Source organism: Micromonospora zamorensis (genome assembly GCF_900090275.1).
GTDB classification, from domain to species: Bacteria; Actinomycetota; Actinomycetes; order Mycobacteriales; family Micromonosporaceae; genus Micromonospora; species Micromonospora zamorensis.
In genome coordinates this window covers 6,479,628-6,492,736 of sequence record NZ_LT607755.1, presented here as the reverse complement: position 1 = coordinate 6,492,736, position 13,109 = coordinate 6,479,628, and the positions used below count along the sequence as shown (strand labels likewise).

11 protein-coding genes are annotated in these 13,109 nt (G+C 70.9%); 5 read left to right on the top strand and 6 right to left on the bottom strand.

Features of this window, described 5'->3' with window-relative positions; all coding sequences use genetic code 11:
* Positions 1–8: 8 nt before the first annotated feature.
* The 4 genes from GA0070619_RS29130 to GA0070619_RS29115 all read right to left on the bottom strand — a co-directional run bounded on the left by GA0070619_RS29130 (position 9) and on the right by GA0070619_RS29115 (position 5,351).
* Positions 9–965 (bottom strand): carbohydrate ABC transporter permease, encoded by a 957-nt coding sequence (locus GA0070619_RS29130; protein WP_088950971.1) that lies wholly within the window; start codon positions 963–965, stop codon positions 9–11.
* 88 nt (positions 966–1,053) lie between these two features.
* Positions 1,054–2,433, bottom strand: a complete 1,380-nt coding sequence (locus GA0070619_RS29125) for an ABC transporter substrate-binding protein (RefSeq protein WP_088950970.1) — start codon at positions 2,431–2,433, stop codon at positions 1,054–1,056.
* A 333-nt stretch (positions 2,434–2,766) separates the two neighbouring features.
* The gene (locus GA0070619_RS29120) at positions 2,767–3,771 is read right to left on the bottom strand and encodes a LacI family DNA-binding transcriptional regulator (RefSeq protein ID WP_088950969.1); all 1,005 of its coding nucleotides are present in this window, start codon (positions 3,769–3,771) and stop codon (positions 2,767–2,769) included.
* Positions 3,772–3,875: 104 nt separating this feature from the next.
* Positions 3,876–5,351, bottom strand: a complete 1,476-nt coding sequence (locus tag GA0070619_RS29115; RefSeq protein WP_088952128.1) for a dihydrolipoyl dehydrogenase family protein — start codon at positions 5,349–5,351, stop codon at positions 3,876–3,878.
* A 91-nt stretch (positions 5,352–5,442) separates the two neighbouring features.
* On the opposite strand from GA0070619_RS29115, the gene GA0070619_RS29110 reads away from it, so the two are divergent.
* Positions 5,443–6,519: a serine hydrolase domain-containing protein gene (locus GA0070619_RS29110; protein WP_088950968.1), complete on the top strand. Its 1,077-nt coding sequence runs from the start codon at positions 5,443–5,445 to the stop codon at positions 6,517–6,519.
* On the opposite strand, the gene GA0070619_RS29105 is transcribed toward GA0070619_RS29110, so the two are convergent.
* Both GA0070619_RS29105 and GA0070619_RS29100 read right to left on the bottom strand, forming a co-directional pair.
* Complete coding sequence (locus GA0070619_RS29105; RefSeq protein ID WP_088950967.1) at positions 6,520–7,845, bottom strand: cryptochrome/photolyase family protein; 1,326 nt, start codon at positions 7,843–7,845, stop codon at positions 6,520–6,522.
* Positions 7,842–8,765, bottom strand: coding sequence for a phytoene/squalene synthase family protein (locus GA0070619_RS29100; RefSeq protein WP_088950966.1), 924 nt, complete (start codon positions 8,763–8,765; stop codon positions 7,842–7,844). The genes GA0070619_RS29105 and GA0070619_RS29100 overlap by 4 nt, the downstream gene beginning before the upstream one ends.
* A 65-nt stretch (positions 8,766–8,830) precedes the next feature.
* Here GA0070619_RS29100 and GA0070619_RS29095 point away from each other — a divergent pair, with 65 nt between their 5' ends.
* The 4 genes from GA0070619_RS29095 to GA0070619_RS29080 are packed head-to-tail and all read left to right on the top strand — an operon-like array spanning position 8,831 to position 13,034.
* Positions 8,831–9,973 carry a polyprenyl synthetase family protein gene (locus GA0070619_RS29095; RefSeq protein ID WP_088950965.1) on the top strand — a complete coding sequence of 381 codons (1,143 nt, stop codon included), beginning with the start codon at positions 8,831–8,833 and terminating at the stop codon, positions 9,971–9,973.
* A 28-nt stretch (positions 9,974–10,001) separates the two neighbouring features.
* The gene (gene crtI, locus GA0070619_RS29090; RefSeq protein WP_088950964.1) at positions 10,002–11,483 is read left to right on the top strand and encodes a phytoene desaturase family protein; all 1,482 of its coding nucleotides are present in this window, start codon (positions 10,002–10,004) and stop codon (positions 11,481–11,483) included.
* Positions 11,480–12,100 carry an isopentenyl-diphosphate Delta-isomerase gene (idi, locus tag GA0070619_RS29085; protein WP_088950963.1) on the top strand — a complete coding sequence of 207 codons (621 nt, stop codon included), beginning with the start codon at positions 11,480–11,482 and terminating at the stop codon, positions 12,098–12,100. The genes crtI and idi overlap by 4 nt, the downstream gene beginning before the upstream one ends.
* Entirely contained in the window at positions 12,090–13,034 is a 945-nt protein-coding gene (locus tag GA0070619_RS29080; protein WP_088950962.1) for a MerR family transcriptional regulator, read from the top strand. Before idi ends, GA0070619_RS29080 begins: the two co-directional genes overlap by 11 nt.
* Positions 13,035–13,109: the final 75 nt, after the last annotated feature.

Sequence of the window (13,109 nt, the reverse complement as noted above, 5' to 3'; positions counted from 1 at the left end):
TCGCCGTCCTAGTCCTGTTTCGCAGTCAGCCGCACGTACACGGCGGAGAAGCCGGCCAGCACCACGAGCATGATCACGCCCAGGGCGGCGGCGCCGTTGAGGTCGTTCTGGAAGAACCCGTGCTGGTAGATGAGGTACGCCACCGAGGTCGCCGAGTCCTCCGCGCCCGCGCCGTTGGCGAGGATCAGGGGCTCGATGAAGAGCTGCATCGTGGCGACGATCTGCAACATCGCCAGGAGCGCGAGGATCAGCCGGGTCTGCGGGATCGTCACGTGCCGGATCCGGCGCCAGATCCCGGCGCCGTCGAGCTCCGCCGCCTCGTACAACTCGCCGGGGATGTTCTGCAACGACGCCAGGTAGATCAGCACGGCGCCGCCCATGTTCATCCAGGTCGACGCGACCACCATCGCCGGCATCGTCATCTCGGGCGACTGCATCCACTGCGAGGTGGGCAGGTGCAGCGCCTTGAGGATCGCGTTGAAGAGCCCGGCCTCACTGGGGTCGTACGCGTAGAACTTGAAGAGGAACAGCGCCGAGGCCGGCGGCAGCATCACCGGCAGGTAGACCAGGATCCGCAGGTAGCCCTTGGCGTGGCGGAACTCGTTGAGCAGGATCGCCACGAAGAACGGCACCGCGTACCCGAGGACGAGCGCGAGCACCGTGAAGTAGAAGGTGTTCTGCCAGGCCGTCCAGAAGCTGGGGTCGGCGATGATGCGGGAGTAGTTGTCCCAACCCACCCAGGTGGTCTCGCCGCGCCGGGTCCGCTGGAAGCTCATGACGATGCCGCGGACCATCGGGTACCAGGAGAAGACGACGAAGCAGAGCACCGCGCCGATCAGGAACGCGTGCCCGGTGAGGTTGTCCCGTACCTTTCGGCCGAGGCTCGTACGCTGCGGCCTCGCCGAGTACGGCGACGGCGGGCGGCCCGGTTTCCTGGGGGTCTCCGGGACGGTGGTGATCGCCAAGGCAACTCCTGGGTGAGTCGGTGACGTCGACGATGCGGCGCGGGTGGTGTGGGGGCCGGGTCGGCGTACCGGCCCCCACACGCTCAGGTCAGCTCTCCGCGGTGAGGAGCTGGTTGACCTTCTCCTCGGCGGTCTTGAGCAGGGCGTCGATGTTCGAGTTCGGGTTGGTCAGCACACCGGACATCGCGGCGTCGAGCACCGCGTAGATCGCCTGTGCGTTGCGCGGCTCACCCTTGATCGGCACCGGGGTCGCCTCGAAGAGAGCGAAGTTGGCGGTGTCGACGTTCGCGTTCGCCTTGCGCAGCTCGAGCTCCTGCTTCTGCGCGTCGCTGCCGTTGGCGAAGAGCAGCGGCTGGGGCAGACCCACCGGGTAGTTCTGCGGCTTGGCCCGGACGTAGTCGAACTGACCCTTGCCCGGGGTGAGCTTCTGGTACGCGATCCACTTCAGGCCGGCCTTGACCTGCTCGGGGGTGAGGTCCTTCTTGAAGAAGTAGCCCTCGCCGCCACCGAGCGTCCCCTTCGCCGCGCCGTCCTGGCCGGGCAGCGGGGCCATCGCCCAGTCCTGGAACTTGCCCTGGAACTGGCTGACGATCGCCTGGGTGGCGTCCGGCGCGCCGATGAACATGCCGACCTTGCCCGCGCCGGCGTTGGTCAGCAGGTCGCCCCACTGGAGCAGCTGACGGGCGCCCATGCTGTTGTCGCCGTACCGCATGTCCTTGATGTTCTGCAGGACCTGCTTACCCATGGCGTTGTTGAAGTCGGCCTTCTTGCCGTCCGGGGTCAGCACCTGGCCGCCCTGCGAGTAGAGCAGGGAGGTGAAGTGCCAGCCGCCGGTGTTGCCGGCGCTGTACTCCGAGTAGCCCGCGATGCCGTTGCCGAGTGCGGAGATCTTCTTGGCGGCGGCCCGGACGTCGGCCCAGGTCTTCGGCGGGTTGTTGACGTCGAGCCCGGCCTGCTGGAACAGGACCTTGTTGTAGACCAGACCCATCGAGTAGTTCTTCACCGGAACGGCGTAGAGCTTGCCGCCGTCGGTGAAGACGCCCTTGAGTGCCGGGTCGACGCTGTCCCAGGTGGGGATCGTGTCCTTGCTGACCTGGGAGGTGATGTCCATGGCCTGACCGGAGTCGAGCACCTGCTGGAGATCGGTCATGTATCCGTAGAACACGTCAGTGACGGTGCCGCCGGCGAGGCGGGCGGTGAAGTCCGGCGGGTTGTTGCACTGCTCACCGACGCTGACGCTCTTGATGACGATGTCCGGGTTCTGCTTCTGGAACTCGGCGACGTCGTCGTTCCAGTTCTTCAGCAGCTCTTTCTGCGCGCCGACCGGCTGGCAGTCGACAGTGATGGTGACCTTGCCGCCCGCGGTCGCGTCCTTGTCGTCACTCTTCGTGGAGCATGCCGTGAGGCTGAGCCCCAGGCCGGCCACGAGCGCAACCGCCGCAGCCTTTCGGTATTGCGGTACGGACATCTGTCCATCCCTTCGGGAACGGGTGTCTCCAATGACCTTCGCTGATCTGCGGTGATGCGACCTGACGCCCAGTAGCTGCGTCGGAGCCAGGTGTGAGTGGAGTCACTGTAGCGAGGGGGACTCATTTCGGCAAGGTATCGACCCTGTTCCGAAAGGACACGACGTGATTACGGCAGATGTTGGCAAGCGCTTGAAAGCAGCCAGATATGCAGGCTTTTGGTCCCTTATGGCAGGTCATTCGGCGAGATCGATGCCGCTCCCGACGGACAACGACGAAAAGGGCCGCCGACCGCATGGAGCGGTCGACGGCCGAAGCGTCGTCTGGTGTGGTGCCTAGCGACCCGGGGCGGGAGCGGTCGAGCCGCGTACCACCAGCTCGGGCTCGAACAGCAACTCGTCGTGCAGGACGCCGGCGCCTTCGATCTGGGTGACCAGCAGATCCACCGCGGCCTGCCCCATCGTCTCGATCGGCTGCCGGACCGTGGTCAACGGCGGGTCGGTGCAGGTCATGAACGCGGAGTCGTCGTAGCCCACCACCGACACGTCGGCCGGCACCGAGCGACCCAGCCGCCGGGCCGCACGAATCGTGCCCAACGCGAGCACGTCGCTGGCGCAGATGATGCCGGTAACGCCACGCTCGACCAGTTTCGTCGCGGCGACCCGCGCGCCCTCCATGGAGAAGCTGGAACGCTCGACGCACTCGGCGTCACCCTCGTCCCAGCCCGCGGCCCGGATCATCGCGTCCAGTTTGCGCCGGGACGGCACATGCCCCTCCGGGCCGAGCACCATCCCGATCCGTTCGTGCCCGAGCGAGCGCAGGTGCCCGTACGCCTGCTCCACCGCCACGGCGTCGTCAGTGGAGACCCGGGGGAAGCCCAGCTCGGCCACGCCTGCGTTGACCAGAACGACCGGAAGACCGCGATCGGTCAGCCGACGGTAGTGGTCGTGTCGGGCGTCGGCGAGCGCGTACGAACCACCCGCGAAGATCACGCCGGAGACTTGGTGGTCGAGCAGCATCTCCACATAGTCCATCTCGGAGACACCGCCGATGGTGCGGGCACAGAGGGCGGGGGTGTAGCCGCGCTGCGCCAGTGTCCCGGTGACGACCTCGGCCAGCGCCGGGAAGATCGGGTTCTGCAACTCGGGCAGCACCAGCCCGACCAACCGGGCGCGCTCGCCGCGCAGTTTGGTCGGCCGCTCGTAACCGAGCACGTCCAGCGCGGTCAGCACGGCGGTGCGGGTCGTCTCGGAGACCCCGTCGCGGCCGTTGAGCACCCGGCTGACGGTGGCCTCGCTGACGCCCGCCTTCTTGGCAACTTCAGTCAACCGCTTGGTCACGGTCGCAATCGTACGTCACCAGGATGAAAGAAATGAACAGCAAAGTGCCCGTCGTTTGCTGGCTTGCTGCCGGATTCTTCCGACATCGACCACCGGGGCGGGCGTCAGGACAGGTCGTGCAACGCGGACTCGATGGCCCGGTGGAAGGTCGGGTACGCGTAGATCATGTGCCGGAGCTGGCTCAGTGGCACGGCCGCGTGCACCGCCACGACCAGCGCGGAGAGCACCTCGCCGCCGGCCGGGCCGACCGAGGTCGCGCCGATCAGCACGCCCTGGTCGGCGTCCGCGACTAGCTTGATGAAGCCGTCGTCGCCGACCCGGTGGATCCAGCCCCGGGTTGAGCTGCCCAGCTTGGTGAAACCGACCTGCACGTTGATGCCACGCTCGCGGGCCTGCTGCTCGGTGAGCCCGACCGCTCCGACCTCGGGATCGGTGAAGGTCACCCGGGGCAGTGCGCGGTAGTCCGCTCGCGGGACGGTGCCGGCCGACCCACTCGACCCGCTGGCGGCCAGCGAGCTGGACGCGCCCATCGCACCGCCGACCACGCTGGAGGTCCCGCTGGCGTCCGCCCCCGCACTCGCCTGCCGGGCACGGGCCAGGATGTCGGCGATCACGATCCCGGCCTGGTACATGGCGATGTGCGTGAAGGCACCCTCGCCGGTGATGTCACCGACCGCCCAGACCTGGTCGGTGACGTGCAACCGGTCGTCGACCGGCAGGTAACGCTGGCTGGCGTCCAGGCCGATCGTGTCCAACCCCAGCTCGGTCAGATGGGCCTTGCGCCCGGTCACCACCAGCAGACGGTCGGCGGTGAACGCCGAACCGCCGCTGCCGCGCAGTGTGAACCGGGTGCCGTCGTGCTCGACCCGCTCGGCGCGTACCCCGGTGTGGATCTCCACGCCGTCGGCGCGCAGCGCAGCGGCGGCGACCTCGGACGCCTCCGGTTCCTCGACGGCCAGCACCCGGTCGAGCGCCTCCACCACCGTGACCCGGACCCCGAAGCGGGCGAAGACCTGTGCCAGCTCCAGACCGATCGCGCCGCCGCCGAGCACCAGCAGCGACTCCGGCAACTCCTCGACCTCGATCGCCTGGTGGTTGGTCCAGTACGGAGTGTCGGCCAGGCCGTCGATCGGTGGCACCGACGGACGGGTCCCGGTGCCCAGCACGACCCCGTGCCGAGCCTGGAACACCTGGTCGCCGACGCGGACCCGGCCAGGGCCGTCGAGGCGGCCACTACCCCGGATGAGCCGGCCGCCCAGGCCCGTGAACCGGTCGGCGGCAACCGTGTCGTCCCAGGTGTCGGTGGCCTCCTCGCGGATGCGCTTGGCCACCGGCGCCCAGTCCGGTTCGACCTGCGCCGTCCCGGCCAGCCCGTCGACCCGGCGCGCCTCGGCCAGGGCGTTGGCCGCCCTGATCATCATCTTGCTCGGGATGCAGCCCCAGTAGGGGCACTCCCCGCCGACCAGATCCCGTTCGATGCCGACGACGCTCAGGCCGGCCTCGGCGAGCCGCTCGGCCACCTCCTCGCCGCCGACCCCGAGCCCGACCACGACCACATCCACCAGCTCCGGCTCTGCCACCCCGACAGCATCCCCCAGCGACACCAGCCCGACCACCAGGGTCGGAGAAAAGTCGGCACCCTCACCGGTCCGGGACGCCTACCGTGGCGGGATGCACGCACGCTTCGCACCGGTCCGGGACTGCTTCCACGACCTGCTCACCTCCGGCCGGGAGACCGGTGCCGGCCTGGTCATCTGGTACGACGGTCAGCCCGTCGTCGACCTGATCGGCGGAACCCGGACCGCTGCCGGGTCGGACGGCGAGCCGTGGCGGCCGGACACGCTCGTCAACGTCTACTCGGTCGGCAAGCCGGTGGCCGCGCTCTGCCTGCTGATGCTCGTCGACCGGGGGCAGGTGGACCTTGACGCACCCGTCGACCGGTACTGGCCGGAGTTCCGCACACCCGCCACCGTGCGTCAGGTGTTGTCGCACACCGCCGGGCTGCCGGCCTTTCCGGTACCGCGACCGGCGACCGCGATCGCCGACTGGACGCTCCTCACCAGCGACCTGGCCGCCGCCGACCCCGAGTGGTCACCGGGCTCGGTGGCCGCGGAACACGCCTGGACGTACGGGCACCTGGTGGGCGAGGTGGTTCGCCGGGTCGACGGCCGGTCGGTGGGCCGGTTCCTGGCCGAGGAGATCGCCGACCGGTGGCAGCTCGACCTCGGCTTCGGGCTGGCCGACGCGGATCAGCGGCGCTGCGCCGACCTGCGCTACGGCGACCCGCAGTGGCCGGCCCGCAAGCTCGGTGAGCCGGGATCGCTGCGGGCGCGAGCGCTGGGCAACCCGGCCGGAGGGCTGGACCTGGCCGTGCTGAACAGCCCGCTCTGGCGTGCTGCGGAGATGCCCGCGGTCAACCTGCACGCCACCGCCTCCGGCCTGGCCCGGCTCTACGCCGGTCTGCTCGCCGGGGGTGTCCTGGACGGAGTCCGTCTGCTCAGCCCCGAGCTGTTGGCGGAGGCGACCCGGGTCCAGTACGACGGGCCGGACCTGCTGCTGGACCGCCAGGTCCGTTGGACGCTGGGCATGCAGTGGGAGCCGGACGGCAGTTGGGGCATGGGCGGCATCGGCGGCAGCAGCGCGTGGGCCGACCCGGAGCGCGGCTACGCCTTCGGGTACGCCACGGCGCACCTCGCCGAGCACGACCGGGTGGACGAGCTGGTCGAGGTGTTGCACTCCTGCCTCTGATCAGCGCAGCCAGACGGGGTCGGTGCCCGGCACCGAGAGCGGCGGCGGATAGTCGAGCGTCTGGCGGAGCGCGTCGGGCAGTCGCCACGGTTGGTGCACGGCCTTGCCCTGCACCTTCGCCAGCTCCGGCACCCACCGGCGCACGTAGTCGCCGTCCGGGTCGTACCGTTCGGCCTGCCGGACCGGATTGAACCCCCGGTACGGCTTGGTGTCGTTGCCGGTGCCGGCGACCCACTGCCAGTTGCCGGAGTTGTTGGCCACGTCCCCGTCGAGCAGCCAGCGGAAGAAGACGGCCACGCCGGGCCGCCAATCCTGCCCGAGGTGCTTGGTCAGGTAGCCGGCGGTGATCAGCCGGGCCCGGTTGTGCATCCAGCCCTGCGTACGCATCTGCCGCATCCCGGCGTCGACGATGGGCATGCCGGTCCGACCCTCGGCCCAGGCCGCCAACGCGTCGTCGTCGTAGCGCCACTGTTCGGTGGCGCCCCGCCGGTACGCCGACGTCGAGATCTCCGGGAAGGCCGCCGTGACCTGGTAGTAGAAGTCCCGCCAGCAGATCTGCCGGACGAACGGCCCGGACCGGTCCCCGGCCCGGTTGGCCACCGCCAGTGGGGACACGCAGCCGAACCGCAGGTACGGACTGAGCCGGGACGTGTCGTCGCCGGCCATGTCGTCGTGCTGATCGTCGTAGCGGTCCAGGTCGGGCAGCCAGTCGGTGAGCCGCTGCCGGGCAACCCGCTCGCCGCCGACCGCCGCGTCCGGTGAGTCCCCGGCCGGCGGCTTCGGCAGGCTGCCCACGCTCACCCCGCCGGGCAGCTCCACCCGGTGCGGCGCGGCCAACTCCGCACGCCACTGACTGGCCGCCCAGGCCCGGTGGTAGGGGCTGAACACCCGGTAGTGGTCGCCCCCGCCACCGGGCCGCAACGCGCCCGGCTCGACCACTGTCAGCCCGGGAAACAGTCGCAGGTGCAGCCGGTGCCGCTCACACTCCGCGCGCAGTCGTCGCTCGCGGCGCCGGGCGTAGTTGCTGACGTCGGCGGAGAGCGCGACGGCGGTGGCGTCGACCTCGCTGGCCAACCGGATCGTCTCGGCCACCGGGTCGCCGTGGCGTACCACCAGGTCACCACCGCGCTCGCGCAGCTCGGCCCGCAGTTCGGCGAGCGCCTGGTGCAGAAACCGGGTGCGGTTGGCCGACAGGCCGGCCAGTGCCGGGTCGAGCACGTACAGCGGAACCACCCGGTCGAAGGCCGCGCAGGTGGTGGCCAGCGCCGGGTGGTCGTGCACCCGCAGGTCGCGGGTGAGGAGCACGATCGCGGTGCTTGCGGTCACCGGGTCTGCGGGTGGACCGTCGGCCCGGGGATGGTGACCGGCGTACCGGTCGAGGTGAGCAGAGCCCGTGCGGCCACCGCCATCCGTCGCCGCTGCGGCACCAGGGCCCGCCGGGTGAAGACGTCGTAGTCCTGCGCGGCCACCTCGTCGAGGATGCCGCCGTACAACGCGTACGCGGTGCGCATGCAGGCCTGCGAGGCTGGCGCGAGCATGGTGATGCCCGGCGCGGCGGCGGCGTAGTGCGCCTGGGCGCGGGTCACCTCGTACTCGATCAGCTCGCGGGTCCGGGGCGTGCCCCGGCCCCGGGCGCAGGCCTCGGCCAGCTCCTCGCGGGTGACGCCGAACTTCGCCAGGTCCTCGTCCGGCAGGTAGGTGCGGCCCCGGTCGAGGTCCTCGGCGACGTCCCGGATGAAGTTGGTGAGTTGGAACGCGAAGCCGAGCTGCCGCGCCGGCTCCCGTGCCGCCACCGGGTCGGAGGTGCCCAGGATCGGCAGCATCATGGTGCCGATGACCGCCGCCGAGCCCTCCATGTAGTCGAGCAGGTGGTCGTAGGTCGGGTACGAGGTGACGGTCAGGTCCATCGCCATGCTCTTCAGAAACGACGCAAAGTCGTCCCGGTCGAGGTCGAAGACGGCGATGGTGTGCAGCACGGCCGGCAGCAGCGGGTCGTCGACCGACGCACCGTGCAGGCCGGACACGAATCGGCTGGCCCAGTCGTCGAGGCGGGCGGCACGCTCGACCTGCGGTAGGTCCTCGGTGCGGTCGACGATCTCGTCGGCGTACCGCGTGAACCCATAGAGGGCATGCACATGTCGTCGTTTCCAAGCGGGGAGCAGCCGGGTGGCGAGATAGTAGGTGCGGCCGTGGCGTTTGTGCAGCTCACGGCACCGGTCATAGGCAGCGGTGAGATCAGTGTCCACCGGCCCTCCTTATTTTATCGACGCACCAATCGACGCAACTCGTAGCCTAGGGTACGCTCAGTCGCATGGCCAACGACGCAGTTGCGGGCAATGCGACCCGTGTGGCGCAGCGGGGGCCGGGGGACGGTGACGATCCGGTCCGCGCCGTTCTGGCCGCGTACACCCATGACCTGATCACCGCGGTCGACGAGACCCTGGCAACCTTCCTCACCGCCGAGGTCGACTCCCTCACCGAGATCGACATCTCGATGGGCCGCTTCGCCGCCACCGCGAGGGAAGCAGTCCTCGTGGGCGGCAAGCGGATCCGCTCCACGTTCGCCTACTGGGGGTGGCGCGGGGCGGTCGGTGGCACCGAGGCGCTACCACCCGTCCTGCCCGCGCTGGCCGCGCTGGAGCTGCTGCACACCTTCGCCCTGGTGCACGACGACGTGATGGACGCGTCCACCACCCGCCGGGGCCGGCCCACCGCACACGTCGCGATCGCCGAACAGCACATCGCCGCAGGCCACCGGGGTGATCCCGGCCGATTCGGCGAAGCCGTCGCCGTGCTCATCGGTGACCTATGCATGGTCTGGGCCGACCGGTTGCTGGCCCAGGCCACAGTGCCGTCGGCCCGGCTGTTCGAAGTGCGGCGCTGCTATGACCAGATGCGGGTGGAGACGGTCGCCGGGCAATATCTCGACGTGCTCGGCGAGAACGACCCGGCGAGCTGGTCGGTCAACCGGGCGCTGCGGGTGGCCCGCTACAAGACCGCCAGCTACACCGTCCAGCGACCATTGCTCTTCGGGGCCTGCCTGGCCGGCGTGCCCGTCGACGACGCGCTGGTCTCCGCGTACACCCGCTATGGCCTTGCCGTCGGCGAGGCGTTCCAGCTCCGCGACGACCTGCTCGGCGTCTACGGCGATCCCGCCGACACCGGCAAGCCGGCCGGCGACGACCTCCGCACCGGCAAACCGACCACGCTGCTCATGCTGGCCCGCGAGCTGGCCACGCCGGCCCAGCTCCGGGCGATGGATCGGGCCGGCGACGGGCCGGTCGACCGGCTCGCCGAGCTGGTCGAGGAGACCGGCGCGGTGGCCCGGGTGGAGCGGATGATCGCCGAGCGGGTGAGTGACGCACTGGCCGCGCTCGACGCCGCACCAGTGGACCGGACGGCGCGGACCGCGCTGACCGGGCTGGCCACCGCCGCCACCAGCCGGCGGGCCTGATGAGCGACTTTCTGGAAGAGGTGGTCACGTGCGGACGGTGACAGGACGGACGGACCGTGTGGTGGTCGTCGGGGCCGGGTTGGGCGGGCTCGCCTGCGCGCTGCACCTGGCCGGCAGCGGCCGGCAGGTGACAGTGCTGGAACGCGAGCCGGTGCCGGGTGGGCGGGCCGGCCGTCTCGGGGTCGACGGCTACGAGTTCGACACCGGCCCGACCGTGCTCACCATGCCCGACCTGATCGCCGAGGCGCTCGGCGCGGTCGGTGAGGAGCTGGACGACTGGCTCGACCTGACCCCGGTCGACCCTGCCTACCGGGCGTACTACCCGGACGGTTCCACCCTCGACGTGCTCACCGACACCACCAGGATGGCGGCGGAGATCTCCCGGGTCTGTGGGCCGCGCGAGGCCGACGGCTACCTGCGTTTCGTCGACTACGCGCGGGAGCTGTGGCGCCTGGAGCGCGCCGACTTCATCGAGCGCAACCTGGACGCGCCGACCGACCTGATCACCGGCAACCTCCTCAAGCTGCTTGCCAGCGGGGCCTTCCGGCGACTCCAGACGAAGATCAACCAATTCTTCCGGGACCCGCGTACCCAGCGGATCTTCTCCTTCCAGGCGATGTACGCCGGCCTCGCCCCACACGACGCGCTGGCCATCTACACGGTCATCGCGTACCTGGACTCGGTGGCCGGGGTCTACTTCCCGCGCGGCGGCATCCACGCGGTCTCCAAGGCGATGGCCGGCGCGGCCGAGAAGCACGGCGTGCAGATCCGGTACGGCACCACGGTGACCCGGGTCGAGACCGCGAACGGCCGCGCCACCGGTGTGATCACCGCCGACGGCGAACTGGTGCCGGCGGACGTGGTGGTGCTCAACCCCGACCTGCCGGTCGCCTACCGGGACCTGCTCCCCGCCGCCCCGCAGCGCCGGCTCACCTACTCACCGTCCTGCGTCGTTCTGCACGTCGGCTCCCGACAGGGATATGAAAAGATCGCCCATCACAACATCCACTTCGGACGAGCGTGGAAGGGCACCTTCGATGAGGTCATCCGGCGGGGTGAGCTGATGACCGACCCGTCGCTGCTGGTGACCAACCCGAGCCGGACCGACCCGTCGGTGGCCCCACCCGATCGGCACACCTACTACGTGCTGGCTCCCGTGCCCAACCTGCACCGGGCCCCGTTCGAGTGGCGCGGCGACCTGACCCGGCGCTACAGCGACCAGCTGATCGGCACCCTGGAGGAGCGCGGCTACGTCGGCTTCGGTGCCGGCGTCGAGGTGCTGCGGGCGATCACCCCGGCCGAGTGGGAGGACCAGGGCATGGCCGCGGGCACGCCGTTCGCCGCCGCCCACACCCTCTTCCAGACCGGCCCGTTCCGCCCGTCGAACCTGCACCGCAAACTGTCGAACGTGGTCTTCGTCGGCTCCGGGACCCAGCCCGGCGTCGGCGTACCGATGGTGCTCATCTCCGGCAAGCTCGCCGCCGGCCGGATCACCGGGGAAGGCCGATGAGCAGCCGCGAGGACCACCTCGTCGAGCTGGTCGACGAGAACGGCGAGGCCCACGGCGAGACGACCGTCGCGGCCGCGCACCAGGCTCCGGGGCAGTTGCACCGGGCCTTCTCGGTGCTGCTGGTCGACTCGGACGGCCAGGTGCTGCTCCAGCGGCGCGCCGCCGTCAAGACCCGGTTCCCGCTGCGCTGGGCCAACGCCTGCTGTGGCCACCCCCAGCCCGGCGAGTCCCTCGCCGAGGCGGCCAACCGGCGGCTACGCGAGGAGTTGGGCGCGGGCCCGGTCGAGCTGACCGAGGTCGGCGTCTACGTCTACTACGCCGAGGACCCGGCGACCGGTCGGGTCGAATTCGAGTACGACCACGTGCTGCGGGGCGATTTCCTGCCCGGGGCCCCGCTCCTGCCGGACCCGGACGAGGTCGCCGAGCTGCGGTGGGCCGATCCGACCGCGCTGGAAGCCGAGCTGGATCGCGACCCCCGGTCGTACGCGCCCTGGCTGGGCGGGGTGGTGAACCGGCTGCTGCACCCCTCGGGCCCCACGTCCGGCGCACCCGGCCTGGCCGTGACCCCGCCTGCTCTGTCGGCGGACGACTCGGCGGAGCGGTCGGGTGGTCGATGAGGCGCTGAGCGCGGGCGCGGTCGCACGCAGGTTGGGAGTCGCGGTGACGACCCTCCGCACGTGGCACCAGCGCTACGGGCTCGGGCCCAGTGAGCACATCCCCGGTCACCACCGCCGGTACACCCCGACCGACCTGGCCCGTCTCGAAATCATGCGACGGCTCACCGCCGAGGGGGTGAGCCCCGCCGAGGCGGCTCGCTGGGCTCGCCAGGCACCGGATCCGACACCCAACGGCACCGTCACCCCCGTCCGGATCCCCCCGTCCGGCCGCGACGGCGGTGGCACCATCCCGGTCGGCCGCGCCGGCCCGGCAGCCCGTGGTCTGGCCCGCGCCGCCATGCGGCTGGACGCGGCGGCGATCAGCGAGACGATCGCGCACGCCCTCGCCACCGTCGGGGTCGTCGCCACCTGGGAGGGTCTGCTGCGCCCGGTGCTAGCCGGCATCGGCGAACGCCACGCCGCCACCACCGGCCTGATCGAGGTGGAACACCTGGTGTCCCGCTGCGTCTCCGAGGCGCTCGCGGCGGCCAGTCGGGCCAAGGTTCCCACCGGGCCGGCCCGGATCCTGCTCTCCTGTGCCGACGAGGAGCAGCACACCCTGCCACTGGAGGCGTTGGCCGCCGCGCTCGCGGAGGCCGGGGTCAGTTACCGGATGCTCGGCGCCCGGGTGCCGGTGGCCGCTCTCGTGGAGGCGGTCAACCGGACCGGTCCGGCCGCCGTGGTGCTCTGGTCGCACACCCGGGCCACCGCCGATCCGTCCCAGCTCAGCGCGTTGCTCGCCGCACCCCGCCGCCCGTTGTTGGCGCTCGCCGCCGGCCCCGGCTGGCGCGCCGACACGCTGCCCGCCGGGGTGGTGCGGCCGGTCGACCTGGCCGAGGCGGTCTCGCTCGCCGTCGCGGTCCGTGACTCCCTGGACCAGTCGAGGCGTGACTGATCGCACTGTTGCCCGGTGATCGCGTGAACTACCGTCGGGCGGGTCCGCCTACCCCGACCCTCCGGGAGCGAGCAG